The organism is Acinetobacter sp. KS-LM10, assembly GCF_036896575.1.
Lineage (GTDB): Bacteria > Pseudomonadota > Gammaproteobacteria > Pseudomonadales > Moraxellaceae > Acinetobacter > Acinetobacter avistercoris.
Window position 1 is genome coordinate 1511426 of sequence record NZ_CP145906.1, and the last position, 14811, is coordinate 1526236.

A 14811-nucleotide genomic window follows, 5' to 3' on the forward strand; every position below is an offset into this window, starting at 1 on the left:
GAAATTATATTGCTAAAGAAGCCTTCAGGAATAGCTTTCTGCAACAAAGCCATTAGAAAGTAAAGTAGAAACGATGACTTCTAGGCCATTACCGACTACATCCAATATAGTGGCTTTTGAATATATAACAAAAATACCAAGTAATTTAAGTGATCAGGAGGTCGCTGGAGGCTGGTTGTTAAATTATTTGAGTGATAGTGGAAGCCAGACGCCCACATCAGGTTCTTTACTTGCACCAACTTCAGATAAAAATGGACAATCCATGATATTAGTAGGTGTGGGGGAACCAACACCTCTTTATCAGTCTCAAGAGATAATTACAAGCGGAAACAATAGGATTGGAATTTACATTAATAGAAAATCTATGCAGATTGGTTATATCCTTAATGGCGTTAATAAAGGTTATAAGTGGTCATTCAATGATTCTATGAATAGAATTTCATTTATCTTAATTAATGGCTTTGAAGGATTTACTTCTAAATCTGAGAATATTGGTAAGGAAGTTTCAATGGAGTTAATTACAGATCACTCAAGTTTGCAATATTCATATCCATCAGGAGCGACCGATATTTGTGGTGGCTTAATTTAACGAAATTGATTAAATTTCCATTAAATTATTTTGATGTAATTTTAATTTTAGCTTAATGTGCTGCACTATATAGAACCCTGTTCAATATTATATTATTGACAGGGTTCCGCTTTTTCAGTTTGTTGATATGCATGATTGAAAAATATAGATAAAACTAATTTTACTATTGTGCATGATTAAGCTTTTTAGATACTTAAAAAGTTTGAAATAAAAAATCTTAAAGTGGCTTAGATTTAACTAGAACTCGAAAGTGGGTTCCTTTTTAATTTAGTGAATGATTTAAAACAATTCAATTTTATGAATTTTCAAAATCAGAATTTTGGCTTCAACAATCAATTTATCATAAAACTTAAGAACGTATGTTTCCCAAATATTTACGAAGATCATCCAGTCATATAATTTCTAAAAATTGACTAACTAAGTAAACACATAAAATGAACATAGAACTTAGCCAGTATTGTGTTAAAAGTATACTTAAAATAAGAGGGAGAGTTTCATGGGAGGTTCACACAACCATGATCATAGTCACGTAGAAGTTACAAGTAAAAATGCAAAAAAACTATCGATTGCATTGGCGCTAACATCGACATTTCTGATTGTTGAAGTTATCGCAGCATTTATGACCCAGAGTTTGGCATTGCTTTCAGATGCTGCACATATGTTTACCGATGCAGCTGCGTTGGCCATTGCCTTATGTGCAATCAAAATCGGTCAAAAACCAGCAGATGATAAACGAACATTTGGTTATCAACGATTTGAAATTTTAGCGGCTTTATTTAATGCGCTCATGCTATTTGTCGTCGCAATGTATATTTTATATGAAGCCTATCAGCGATTCAGTCAGCCTCCTGAAATTCAAAGTGTGGGGATGCTTATCGTCGCAACACTGGGTTTAATCATTAACTTAATTTCGATGAAAATATTGGTATCCAGCAGTCAGGATAGTCTGAATATAAAAGGTGCATATTTAGAGGTGCTGAGTGATGCTTTAGGTTCAGTCGGCGTCATCATTGGTGCATTGGTGATTTATTTCACAGGCTGGATGTGGGTTGACACCATTATTGCTGTATTGATTGGTTTTTGGGTATTACCAAGAACATGGATCTTACTCAAACAAAGTATCAATATTTTATTAGAAGGTGTGCCAGATGAAATTGATATCGAAAAATTGCGTAGTGATCTTTTGGCCTTGAATGGCGTAACAGATATTCATCAATTAAAAGTTTGGGCGATCACCTCTAAAAAAGTTGTATTAACTGTGCATTTAGTTGCGCCAAATACTGATCCTAAAACATTACATCAACAAGCATTTGAAATGTTGAGTCACGATCATCATATTACAGAAATGACGTTACAAATCGAGCACGATGAATATCATCACGAGTCGAGCGATCATACACATTGATTCAAGAAATAGTTAAAGTGAATAGATTTAAAGTGAAAAAAAGTGAAAACATTTAAAGGAAAAATAGAATTCTTTCAAAAGTCATTATTCTCACACTATATTTATCATGAGCATTCCCTCATCCTCACCTTCTCCCAAAGGGAGAAGGGATTTTACATCTCAACTTAATTTGCACTCAATTTAATTAGCACTCAATCATCATGTTTAGATTCATGATAGTGGTCGAATATATGAGATAAAAAAGATATAAATTAAAAATTAGAAAAAAATAAACCCGATGTTATTAAAGTAACTCGGGTTTTATTTTCTTTATTCATTTATTTTTAAGCGGGCTCTTTAGCTGAATCTTGAGCTAAAGGTACGGTTTTTTTAAGTTTTCGATACTGCGCAGCGCGATGATTGTCGGGCAATAACGCATCTTGATTAAAGAGCTTTTCACGCAATGTTCCTTCACGATATTCAGTTGGATAAACACCACGTCTTTGTAATTCTGGAATGACGAACTCCACCACATCTTCAAAAGACTGATGCGCTAAAATATAGGCTAAATTAAACCCATCAATACCCGTGACTTCAACCCACTCTTGGAGTCGATCTGCAACTGTCGTAGGTGATCCGACAATGACAGGGCCATTACCGCCAACGCTGGTCCAATTTGCAATTTCTTCAATTGTCCAAACTTTATCAGGGTCTGCTTCGACATAAGATTGCAACATCGACTGAATGGCATTGGTTTGAATGTATTCCACTTGGTCAGTTGCTTTAAATTGAGAAAAATCGACACCAGACCAACCTGATACTAGGGTTAATCCACCATTATAACTGCCATATGATTGATATTCTTTAAACTTGGCCTGTGCTTTTTCATCGGTTTCATCAACCACAATAGCAAGCATGGTGTAGATCAGTACCGAATTTGGATCTTTGCCTTCTTGAATTAAATTATTTCGAATACCTTGCGCGAGTTTTTTTACTGCAACTTGGGTCGGGGCAGAAATAAATACACATTCAGCATTTTGACTGGCAAATTTTTGACCTCGCGCTGATGCACCAGCTTGATACAACACGGGGGTTCTTTGTGGTGAAGGTTCACAGATATGAATGCCTGGAACTGTGAAATATTGACCATAATGTTGAATGGGATGAACTTTATTATGATCAGCAAAGATTCCTTTTTCTTTATCTCTTAAAACAGCATCTTGTTCCCATGAACCTTCCCAAAGCTTATATAACACCTCCAGATATTCATCGGCGATGTCATAGCGATTGTCATGACTGACTTGCGTTTTTAAGCCAAGATTTTTAGAACCACTTTCCAAATAGGAAGTCACGATATTCCAACCCGCACGACCTTTAGTGAGATGATCTAATGTGCTCATGCGACGTGCAAAAGGGTATGGATGCTCAAATGAGATAGAAGTCGTCACGCCAAAACCGAGGTGCTTCGTGACAGCGGCCATTGCGGGAACAATTTGTAATGGATCGTTGACTGGAACTTGAACTGCGCCATTTAATGCATGCTGCGCAGATTGATGATAGACATCATATATTCCAAGGACATCTGCTAAAAATATACCATCAAAAAGACCTGCTTCTAAAATTTTAGCCAAATCTGTCCAATACTCTAAGTCTTTATATTCTGTCGATCGATCTTTAGGGTGACGCCAAAGTCCAGGTGACTGATGTGCAATACAATTCATTTCAAATGCATTAAATCGAATGTGTTTAGTCATATTTTTCATAATAATTTAAATAATATGATTTAAATCATAAGTTGTTTTTTAAAACATGGATAATGACAATAAATGATTTATAAATCAGATATAAATATTAATTTTATCAAATTTTATAAGCTGATATGCAATGCATTTAAATATATAAGACAAAATTTAAAATGATGCTAATTTATTTTTAAATAATTTATATATGAGAAAATAATGACTGCACAAATTGATATTAAAATTAATGAAGCAGAAATTCCCAAAGAATTTTATCAGCTGAATCAATTAGCTCATGTGATCCAATCTGATCAAGAAGCGATTGAGATTGCAACACAACTGGCAGTTGAATTTAAAAAAGAAGCATCTATACGTGATCATGAAAGACGTCTGCCTTTAATTGAAATTAATAAGTACTCACAATCTGGATTATGGGCGATTAATATTCCTAAAGCATTTGGTGGTGCAGGAGCAAGTTATAAAACGCTCGCAGAAGTCGTCAAAATCATTTCAAGTGCCGATCCTTCTCTGGGGCAAATTGCACAAAATCATTGGGTCTTTTTAGAGCATATTCGTTTAGATGCCACACAAGAACAGCAAGAATTTTATTTTAGCCAAGTTCTGAAGGGTGAACGTTTTGGTAATGCCTTTTCTGAAAAAGGTTCTAAAACCGTGGCAGATTTGACCACAAGTATTGAGTTTGATGAACATGGCAATGGCACTGTAAATGGTCAAAAGTTTTTTGCGACAGGCGCTTTACTTGCACATCGCGTGCCTGTAGTTGCAGTCGATGGTGAAGGGAAACCCTTTGCTGCTCTTGTGCCACAGCATACCGAAGGACTTAAGATCATTAATGACTGGAGTGGTTTTGGTCAAAGAACAACAGCCAGTGGTTCTGTGATTTTAGATCAGGTTAAAGTTGAATCTAAATACATTGTTCCTATTTATCAGGCCTTTCAACGTCCTACTGCAGCAGGCGCAATTTCACAATTTATTCAAGCTGCAGTAGATGCAGGCATCGCACGGGGTGCAATTCAAGAAACCATTGATTATGTCCGCAATTATGCGCGCCCATGGATCGATTCTGGTTTGGATCAAGCATCAGCAGATCCTTATACAATCGCAACGATTGGTGACTTAAAAATTAAACTTCGCGCTGCAGAGGCGGTACTTGATTTAGCTGGTTTAGCCATTGATCAAGCCTTGATTGAGCCTGAAGAAGCGAAAGTCAACGAAGCAACATTATTGGTCGCAGAAGCCAAAGTATTGACCACGGAAATTGCACTTTTAGCGGCAAATAAATTATTCGAACTGGCAGGGTCGCGTTCAACTTTATCTGAATTAAATCTTGATCGTTACTGGCGTAATGCACGTACACATACCTTGCATGATCCCGTGCGCTGGAAATTTAATATTGTTGGTAATTATTATTTAAACGATGTGCCACCGCCACGTCATCCATGGAGCTGAGGGAGCAATCATGATAAATTTATCGATTCAAAAAAACCTGATATCTAGTGCTGATTATGAACAGGTAGCTAACTTATTTAGACCTATTTTTCAGAAAATAGCGGCGGGGACTGTAGAGCGAGAAACGCAGAGGATTTTACCCCATGAACAAATTAACTGGTTAAAAGAAGCGGGCTTTGGTGCGGTACGCGTACCTAAAGAATTCGGTGGTCAGGGGGTCTCACAGCAGCAATTGTTTCAATTGCTGATAGAGTTGGCGACAGCAGATTCCAATATTGTTCAAGCATTAAGAGGGCATTTTGCCTTTGTCGAAGATCGCTTGGTTGCGCATCGAGATCATCAGCAATCGATATGGTTTGAGCGCTTTGTCAGTGGGGACATTGTCGGAAATGCATGGACTGAAATTGGCGCGGTAGAAATTGGTGATGTGATTACACGTGTGACATCAAATAGCCAAGCGAAGCTAGAGGTTAATGGTCAGAAATTCTATTCGACAGGAACCATATTTGCAGATTGGATTGATCTCTTTGCATATGATGAAGTGACGGATCAAAGTGTGATTGCTGCTGTTTCAACGAAGTTTAAAGGAATTACGATTCAAGATGATTGGGATGGTTTTGGTCAACGAACTACGGGTAGTGGAACCTTAAAAATTGATCATGTTGAAATTGAGCGTGATCATATTTATCCGTTCGATCAACGTTTCAAATATCAAACTGCATTTTATCAAGTGGTGCATCTAGCGACATTAACAGGAATTGCATTTTCAGCAGTAGAAACGTTCAGTGAGGAAGTACGAAAGCGTACACGCATTTTTAGTCATGGTAATGCTGACTTGGTTAAAGATGATGCTCAAATTTTACAGGTGATTGGTAAGGCCTCTTCTCAAGCTTTTGCCAGTCAGGCAATTACGCTTAAAACAGCAGCCGCTTTAGATGACGCTTATTTGAGTCATTTCGAAACTGATCGTCAAAATGATCATGAGAAAAATCAAATTGCTGAGTTAGAATCTGCACAAGGCCAGGTGGTGATTTCAGATCTGGTCTTAGACTTGACCACGAAACTGTTCAATAGTTTAGGTGCCTCTGCAAGTACAACCACCAAGCAATTGGATCGTTTCTGGCGTAATGCACGCGTTGTGTCTTCACATAATCCGCTTATTTACAAAGAGAAAGTGGTCGGTGCTTGGATCGTCAACCAAACAGAATTACCTTTTGTTTGGCAAATTGGGAACAGTCCTACGGTGAAAAAGCAACATCATGCTGCTTAAATCAATATGATGATTTAAATGAAAATATAAAAAATAGAATAATAAAAAAAGGCGCTTTAAGTGCCTTTTTTTATTTAATCAGAATGTTTCTAGGTGCTTATTCGTTATTTTATGTGCTTAACTTTTCACTATTTGGTTCAACTTTTCCAATTCGCCATTGATAAGGAGGGAGCGTTCCATTGACACTAAAGTCACCGACAATACGATCTTTGTAAATACGTGGATTATGAGAGCTTAATGTCCGCACATTTCTCCAATAACGATCTAAACCAAGGTTTTTATCTGTTGCCGATGCGCCTAAAGCATCAAATATAATGGTCGAAGCATTTAAAACTAAATCTGAAATAATAGTTTGAGACTGTGCGATTTCAAGTTCTGCAATTGCATTCTGATCTACTTCAAACTGTTGGTTTTGACTAAATGCAGAATCATAAGCACGCTGTAAAGCCTGTGCATTTTTTTCAACAATTGCAGCCGTAGTATAGGCTGCTGCACGAACTTTCCCGACGACTTGTAAGATTTGCGCATCATGACGAATGTGGTTTGCATTTGCATGACTATAATTGCGATCACGCTTTTGAACAGCATGAGAAACATCATATGTCGCTGCACGTGCAAGACCCGACATAATCGCCAGTTGGATGAGTTGATAAAAAGCAGTGGAATATTTGAAACGGGTATTTTCAAACAATATATTTTTTTCATCTACAATGACATTATTGAATTGAGTTGTACCACTGGCCGTCAGTACTTGACCAAAGCCGTTCCAATCATCAATTACTGTGAGCCCTGACGATTTTTTTGAAACAATAATCGAGGCTGAATTTCCGTCGAGATCTTGAATACCCACATCAATCCAATCTGCATAAAAACTGCCTGTGGTGTAATATTTCTGACCATTCAAAATGAGGTCACCATTTTCATTTCTAGAAATATGCGTATTAAAATGATCGATAGATTCATTGCCTCCTTCAGACCATGCACTGCCTATGGTTTCACCCTTTGAAAGTTGTTTTATCCAAAAGTTTTTAAAATCTTGATTCGAACTTAATAAAACATCTTCGATAAAACCAAAATGAACGCGTAAAACTTGAGGTAAATTAGCATCTGCCTCTGCAAGTTCAATCAAAAGTGCAAATAGCTCAGGAATACTGGCATCAAAACCATGTGCAGATTTAGGTAAGCGTAAACGCGTAAACCCCGCGTCTTTTAACCATTGAATTTGTTCAAATGCCAAAATGTGATTTCTCTCACGATGTAGTGTGGAGGTTTTAATTTTCTTGAAAATAGGTCGAAAGTGAGACGCTAATTCATCATAACGCTGGCTTGGGCCTTGTCCCCAAACGTGATTGATCTGGCTAGAATTTTCATTTTGTTGATGTTGTAAATTTGTTTCGATGTGGGGTTGATTCAGTGTAGTCATAAATGTTCATAAAATTAAAATAATAATAATTCAGTATTGATTTAATAGAGATATTTTTGAATCAATAATAATGAATATTTAAATACATAGATAATATAAGAATTAAAATAAAAAAATTATTAGATTTTATTTGAATATAGAAATTTATTTAAAAGTATAGATGAATAGTTTTAATTATGAATTAAATTTCATATGAAAATCACTATTTGTTAAATACAAATAAAAGATTTAATACCATTAAATAGTTGCTTTTAACGCTATAGAAAAATAATTAGCATATAATAAAATTGAAAGATGAATCTATAAAAATGAGTCGTAAAACTAAACCTTTAATTATTTCTGCAATTGTCGTGATTGCCATTATTGCCTTTGTTTTTTATCAAAATAACCGAGACACTGCACCTCAAAGTGCGAACTTAAATTCGAGTCATCAGATTATTATCGCTTATCAGACTGGCGTTGATCCAACTAAAGTTGCTCAAGCTAATGGCGACTACGAAAAAAATAGCCAACAAGCAATCCAATGGAAAAAATTCGATACAGGCGCAGATGTGGTGAATGCACTCGCGTCTGGTGATGTCAGTATCGGAAATATAGGGACGAGCCCATTGGCAGCTGCTGCCAGTAAAGATTTACCCATAGAAGTGTTTTTCGTTACTTCAAAATTAGGCGGCTCAGAAGCATTGGTTGTCAGTAATAAATCAGGTATTCAAAACCCACAAGATTTAATGGGTAAAACAATAGCAGTGCCTTTTGTATCAACTGCACATTACAGCTTATTGTCTGCCTTAAAGTATTGGCAGATTTCTGATGAACAAGTCAAAGTGATCAATTTAAGACCTCCTGAAATTTCAGCAGCTTGGGAACGTGGGGATATTGATGCCACTTATGTATGGGAGCCTGCATTAAGCAAAGCTACAGCAACAGGTAAAGTTTTAGTGGATTCAAAGCAAGTGGCAGATTGGGGTTCACCAACATTTGATGTATGGGTTGTACGCAAAGATTTTGCAGCAAAAAATCCAGAATTCTTAAAATCATTTGTGAAAACCTCACTGGAGCAGATTGATGCTTACAATGCAGATCCTCAATTATTTCAATCTAACGATAAGAATATTCAAAGTATTGCTGAACTGACCGGTTCAGACGTCAAAGATATTCCCTTATTACTCTCTGGAAATATTTATTTGAATCAGCAGCAACAGATTGATCTTTTTTCAAATCAGTTTGCTCAGAATATTCAAGATACGGCGACTTTTTTGAAGTCACAAGGCAAAGTTGACAAGCTAAAAACTGAATATCAAAGCAATGTTACTTCTGCATTTTTAACTCCATAAGGATGATCAGAATGAGTATCCTAAAAGCTGAAAATATTACGCTTAGCTATCCGAATCAATCCGTTCCTGTTTTAAAAGATATTTATTTAGATATACCTGAGTCTTCTTTAACCGTGATTTTGGGTGAGTCGGGATGCGGTAAGACCACCTTGTTAAATATCTTGGCAAGTTTTCAACAACCTAGTTCTGGGAAGGTGAAAATTGATGATCAGGTTTTTTTGCAACCCGATGCACGCCGAGCAGTTGTATTTCAAGAGCATGCTTTATTGCCTTGGTTAGATGTATCGGAAAATGTTGGATTTTCATTGAAAATGAAAGGCTTGAAAGAAGCAGAGATTCAGCGTCAAGTAGACGCTATTTTGAGTACAGTCGGTTTATCTCATGTTTATAAATCGAATATTTGGGAACTTTCAGGTGGAATGAAACAGCGAGTGGGTATCGCTCAAGCGTTGATTAGTCATGCACCCTTTATTTTATTAGATGAACCTTTTGCAGCCTTGGATGCTTTTACCCGAGAAAATATGCAAGAGTTTGTATTGAACTTATGGATTAAAGAAAATAAAGGGTTTTTCTTAATTACACATGATATTGAAGAAGCGCTGTTATTAAGTAATCAATTGGTGTTAATGACGGCTCATCCTGGAACGATTGTAGAAACACTTCATCTTGATTTTGCAGAACGCTATCGTCATGGAGAGTCGATTCGCTCTATTAAGTCGGATCAACAATTTATCAAGTTACGTGAACAGCTTTTTGAACGCTTAAAATCTCAAAAATTAGATTCAGAGGTGTTGACATGAGTATTCAAAGTCAAAAAGTTGCTCAGCAAAACATTTCGAGTCAAAAAAATCTTGATCGAGCTAAAACCAATAAAGTTCTGTCATTCAATAGTTTTCAGCGCTTAAAAAAGCACGCCAGTCTTTTTCTCAGTATTCTCAGTGTTTTAAGCTTATTATTGATCTGGTTCACGATTAGCGCTTTACATTGGGTTCCTGAATTATTCTTACCAAGCCCGCAAGCCGTATGGCAAAAGTTTATTCAGGTCAGTCAGCAGGGATTTATGAAAGCCACACTCTGGCAACATTTAGCTGAAAGTATTGGTCGTGTATTTAGTGCATTACTTGCTGCAATTATTCTGGGCGTTCCAATTGGTCTTTGGATGGGATTGAATAAGTGGGCTCGTGCAGTTTTAGATCCTTTGGTTGAGTTATTAAGACCGATTCCACCGTTGGCATATTTACCATTATTGGTCATTTGGTTTGGTATTGGAGAAACGACCAAAATTTTACTGATTTTCTTCTCTATTCTCGCACCTGTAATTATCAGTACAACGCATGGTGTATTGAGCCATCAGCAGAATCGTGAACGTGCAGCATTGTCTTTAGGCGCAACACGCGTTCAAGTCCTACGCTTTGTGATTTTACCCACGGCGTTACCGCATATTCTTACAGGGATTCGTATCGGTTTAGGAGTTGGCTGGTCAACGCTGGTGGCTGCTGAACTGGTTGCAGCAGATCGAGGTATTGGTTTTATGGTGCAATCGGCAGCTCAGTTCCTCATTACCGATACTGTGATTCTCGGCATTATTGTCATTGCATTTGTGGCGGTGAGTTTTGAGTTATTTTTAAGGTGGATACAGAAGCAATTGGCACCTTGGTATGGTCAACAGTTTTAAGCAATGCGGTTATTAGGTTTTAAGGGAACGTTTAGTTAAGAAAAGTTGAAGAACAGATGTTAGAGAACAGAAGTTGGGAGCAGAAGAATGTCATTTGAAATAGAGAAGATAAAACCAAGTATTGGTGCAATTGTTCATGGTGTGGATCTGAATCACGTAGATTCCAGCATGATTCAAAAAATACAGGATGCATTGCTTAATCATCAAGTGATCTTTTTTAGAAAGCAGCAGCTCAAATCAGATGCTCAAGTTGAATTGGCAAAAACGTTTGGGTCTTTGCATATTCATCCCATTTATCCGGCGATACCCAGCTCTCCTGAAGTTATTGTATTGGATAGCCATAAACTAGATTTGCGCGATAATGAACTGTGGCATACAGATGTCAGTTTTAGTCAAACACCGCCGCTGGGCTGTGTGCTACAAGCGATTAAAATTCCTGACGTTGGTGGTGATACCTTATGGGCCAGTGGTACAGCCGCTTTTAATGCACTCAACCCTGAATTGCAAGACAAACTGCGTGATTTAACAGCAACGCATGATATAAAAAAATCCTTTCCGCTGGAGCGCTTTGGCCAAACACCTGAAAGTTATGAAAAGTTGATTCAAACTTTTAAGAAAAATCCGCCTATCATCCATCCAGTTGTTCGCAGTCATCCTGTTACAGCCCAACCGATACTCTTTGTAAACCAAGGTTTTACCACGCAAATAAATGAATTGTCGGAATTTGAAAGCAATGAGTTATTAGCGTTCTTATTTCAACATGCAGTAAAAGATGAATTTCATTTAAGGTGGCAATGGCAAGAAGGGGATGTTGCGATTTGGGATAATCGTTGTACACAACATAAAGCGCTGTTTGATTATGGTGATGCTCATCGTATTATGCATCGAACTACGATCAATGGGTCTGTTCCGTACTACCAAAAAGCGAGTTAAGTCTTTGTTTTAAAGTGTAAGTTATGTTTTTATTTTAAAATATTATTTAAATCCGAATCCTAAAAGAACTCTATCAAAAGAACTTCTTTATTGATGATTCTTTCATGCCTCTTTGTCGAAACGAATGAGAGTCTAATTTTTCTTATATTGCTTAAAATCCTATGAGGTGAGAGAGCCAAGAGAGATGTTATATAATGATTCAATTTGAAATAAATATTAAAGATGTCTAAAGATTTTAGTGCTGAAACGTATATTGTAGATGATAATTTGATTGATACGCTTAACTGGTTGGTCCATCATCAAGATTGCTATGAATCATTTGAATATGATGCAACGATCCAAGAATTACACGTTCATCATGCAAATGGCACAGACCGTATTAAGAAAGGGGATTATTTAAATGCTCAATATGGCATTTTAATCACTTCACTTTAAAAGTTATGCGCAAATAGAATTAAACGCCAGCGACGTATACGATTCCGAAAACATAAAAAGCCCATGCGGGCTTTTTATGTTTATAGATCAGGGTTCGTAGATCTGAGTTGATAGGTTCGCTTTGATCGGACAGCTTTGATCGGACAGAGTTGAATTAACTCGCCATTGCGTCAATGGTGAGTTCTCCAATGGTTGGCTTCGCTTTTTCAACGATTAGCCCCAGTTTATTAAAGAGCTGTTTATCACGACCTTCGCCTGCATTAGGCGTTGTTAGTAATTTCTCACCAGAAAATAGTGAGTTCGCGCCCGCCATAAAGGCCATTGCTTGATCCGCGTCAGACAAAGACTCTCGACCTGCAGATAAGCGAATATAGCTTTTTGGCATAATAATACGTGCAACTGCAATGGTGCGAATCCATTCAGTAATATCTAGTTTTTCCACGTCAGCCAAAGGCGTCCCTTCGATCGGAACAAGCATATTGATTGGAACAGATTCAGGCTGGATCGGTAGCGTTGCTAATTCATGGAGTAAACCAATACGATCTTTCGTGTCTTCACCTAAACCGACAATTCCACCGCTACATACTTTCATACCGGCTTGACGCACCACGTCTAATGTATCTAAACGATCATCAAAAGTACGAGTGGTGATCACATTTGGATAATATTCTCGTGAGGTATCTAAATTATGATTGTAATAATCCAGACCTGCGTCTCTGAGTCGTTCAGCTTGAGATTGATTGAGCATGCCAAGAGTCATACAGGTTTCTAAACCCAAAGCTCTTACTTCTTTGACCATTTCAAGAACATAAGGCATGTCACGTTCATGTGGATTACGCCAAGCTGCACCCATGCAGAAACGTGAAGAACCAGAAGCGACCGCTTCTTTAGCTTCTTGAATAACTTTTTCAACCGCAATGCGTTTTTCAGCTTCTAACTTAGAATCATAACGTGCAGATTGAGAACAATATTTGCAATCTTCAGGGCATTTACCCGTTTTGATTGAAAGTAGTGTACTCACTTGAATGGCATTGGCTTCAAAATTCTGACGATGAACAGTTTGAGCTTGAAAAACTAAATCTAAAAACGGTTGCTCATAAAGTTTTTGAATTTCTTCACGCGTCCAATCATTGCGTATTTGCATGTTATATCCATAAAGTTTTAAACCGATGTATTTGATCATACTCGATTTTGAGCAGATGCAAAGCGTAAAAAATGACATTATTGGCTTGAAAAAATAATCATTATTGCTAATTTTATTGATTTTAAGAATTATCGATTTAGTTGCAAAGTTAGCATGAATCAACACGAGTTAGTTACAAAGTTATTTTTTAAAATGATAAATTCTGCGAATATGAAGCTAAAAAGTCAACATACACATATTTTGGTTTCGAAAATGCCAGATTCCATTTTTAATTCATCGAACGATTATATGTGTGGAATGCCATAACTTATTTTCTTTTGAGTAATTGTTCATCAATAGCCCAATCAATATGGACTTGCACAAGTTCACTTTGCGTTTCACGTTTAGCAATTAATTCATTCTGAATCTGTTGAGAATAGGGTGCATTTCCTAAGCCTATAGCAATATTGCGCATAAAGCTTTCATAACCTGTTCTACGCAAAGGACTACCTTCTGTACGTAATAAAAAGGTCTCTAGATCCCACTGCCATAACTCCAACAAACTTGCATGATCCAGTCCATGACGGGGATTAAAATCATCAATAGTGGCTTTTTTTGCAAAGCTGTTCCATGGACAAATTAACTGGCAGTCATCGCATCCAAACACACGGTTACCAATACCACGTCTAAGTTCGAGGGGGATAACCCCTTGAAATTCAATGGTTAAATATGCAATGCATTTTCGTGCATCTAACATATAGGGTTCAACAATAGCTTGGGTTGGACAAATATCAATACAAGCAGTACACGAGCCACAATGTGATGTTGCAGGTGAATCAAAAGCTAAGTCTAAAGAAGTAAATAACTCACCTAAGACAAAAAATGATCCTGATTTTTTATTAATAAGTAAAGTGTGTTTACCAGTCCAGCCCATTCCCGCATTTTCAGCCAAAGATTTCTCGAAAATAGGAGCCGAATCCGCAAAAGGGCGTGATTCAAAATCCCCAACTTTTTCTTTAATTTGTGTCGCCAGTGTTTTTAATCGACCACGCATGACTTTGTGATAATCACGCCCACGCGCATAGCGCGCGATAATGGCTGAGTTCGGTTCATCAGGCACGTAACGCGGTTTTGGTGTTTCGACCAAGTAATTCATACGTACACAAATAATGCTTTTAGTGTTTGGAAGCAGTAAGGTCGGATCTGCTCGTTTTTCTAAATTTTCTTCTAAAAATTTCATGTCACCATGGTAACCACGTTTTAGATATTCTTTTAAACGTGGTAATTCTGCTTGAGCATCTGGTTTGGCAATGACACAATCAGCAAAGCCCAAGCTTAAAGCTTGTTCTTTGATCCATGCTTTTAAAGCAATTGGATCAAGGGCTTGTACTGGAATATTTTGTGAAGCTGTGGTTGCCGACATAATATTATATATA

The 14811-nt window shown here is 37.2% G+C and carries 11 protein-coding genes and 2 pseudogenes; 9 read left to right on the forward strand and 4 right to left on the reverse strand.

From position 1 onward, the window contains the following. Nucleotides 1-73: 73 nt before the first annotated feature. Together V5M36_RS06915 and V5M36_RS06920 are read left to right on the forward strand one after the other, a co-directional pair. On the forward strand, nt 74-589 hold the full coding sequence (locus V5M36_RS06915) for a DUF4882 family protein (RefSeq protein WP_338563443.1): 516 nt from the start codon (nt 74-76) through the stop codon (nt 587-589). A gap of 496 nt (nt 590-1085) precedes the next feature. After that, nucleotides 1086-1994 carry a cation diffusion facilitator family transporter gene (locus V5M36_RS06920; RefSeq protein ID WP_338563447.1) on the forward strand — a complete coding sequence of 303 codons (909 nt, stop codon included), beginning with the start codon at nt 1086-1088 and terminating at the stop codon, nt 1992-1994. A gap of 323 nt (nt 1995-2317) precedes the next feature. On the opposite strand, the gene V5M36_RS06925 is transcribed toward V5M36_RS06920, so the two are convergent. Further along, nucleotides 2318-3727, reverse strand: a complete 1410-nt coding sequence (locus V5M36_RS06925) for an LLM class flavin-dependent oxidoreductase (protein ID WP_338563449.1) — start codon at nt 3725-3727, stop codon at nt 2318-2320. A gap of 276 nt (nt 3728-4003) precedes the next feature. Between V5M36_RS06925 and V5M36_RS06930 the strand changes: the two are divergent. Further along, nucleotides 4004-5182, forward strand: a pseudogene (locus V5M36_RS06930) (SfnB family sulfur acquisition oxidoreductase); the annotation flags it as partial. A gap of 10 nt (nt 5183-5192) precedes the next feature. Then, the gene (locus V5M36_RS06935; protein ID WP_338563452.1) at nt 5193-6452 is read left to right on the forward strand and encodes an acyl-CoA dehydrogenase family protein; all 1260 of its coding nucleotides are present in this window, start codon (nt 5193-5195) and stop codon (nt 6450-6452) included. A 109-nt stretch (nt 6453-6561) separates the two neighbouring features. Here the strand turns inward: V5M36_RS06935 and V5M36_RS06940 are convergent, their stop codons facing one another. Further along, nucleotides 6562-7875: a monooxygenase gene (locus V5M36_RS06940; protein WP_338563454.1), complete on the reverse strand. Its 1314-nt coding sequence runs from the start codon at nt 7873-7875 to the stop codon at nt 6562-6564. Nucleotides 7876-8183: 308 nt separating this feature from the next. On the opposite strand from V5M36_RS06940, the gene tauA reads away from it, so the two are divergent. The 5 genes and pseudogenes from tauA to V5M36_RS06965 all read left to right on the forward strand — a co-directional run bounded on the left by tauA (nt 8184) and on the right by V5M36_RS06965 (nt 12252). After that, entirely contained in the window at nt 8184-9209 is a 1026-nt protein-coding gene (gene tauA, locus V5M36_RS06945) for a taurine ABC transporter substrate-binding protein (RefSeq protein WP_338563456.1), read from the forward strand. An 11-nt stretch (nt 9210-9220) separates the two neighbouring features. Then, complete coding sequence (locus V5M36_RS06950) at nt 9221-10009, forward strand: taurine ABC transporter ATP-binding protein (RefSeq protein WP_338563457.1); 789 nt, start codon at nt 9221-9223, stop codon at nt 10007-10009. Between the two features lie 107 nt (nt 10010-10116). Then, a pseudogene (tauC, locus tag V5M36_RS06955) lies at nt 10117-10884 on the forward strand (taurine ABC transporter permease TauC); the annotation flags it as partial. A gap of 87 nt (nt 10885-10971) precedes the next feature. Beyond that, nucleotides 10972-11817: a taurine dioxygenase gene (tauD, locus tag V5M36_RS06960; protein ID WP_338563461.1), complete on the forward strand. Its 846-nt coding sequence runs from the start codon at nt 10972-10974 to the stop codon at nt 11815-11817. Between the two features lie 222 nt (nt 11818-12039). Beyond that, a complete protein-coding gene (locus V5M36_RS06965) occupies nt 12040-12252 on the forward strand; it encodes a hypothetical protein (RefSeq protein ID WP_338563464.1) in 213 nt (70 codons plus the stop codon). Nucleotides 12253-12406: 154 nt separating this feature from the next. Here the strand turns inward: V5M36_RS06965 and bioB are convergent, their stop codons facing one another. Further along, the gene (gene bioB, locus V5M36_RS06970) at nt 12407-13396 is read right to left on the reverse strand and encodes a biotin synthase BioB (RefSeq protein ID WP_338563467.1); all 990 of its coding nucleotides are present in this window, start codon (nt 13394-13396) and stop codon (nt 12407-12409) included. A gap of 307 nt (nt 13397-13703) precedes the next feature. Continuing rightward, nucleotides 13704-14798, reverse strand: coding sequence for a tRNA epoxyqueuosine(34) reductase QueG (queG, locus tag V5M36_RS06975; RefSeq protein ID WP_338563469.1), 1095 nt, complete (start codon nt 14796-14798; stop codon nt 13704-13706). Nucleotides 14799-14811: the final 13 nt, after the last annotated feature.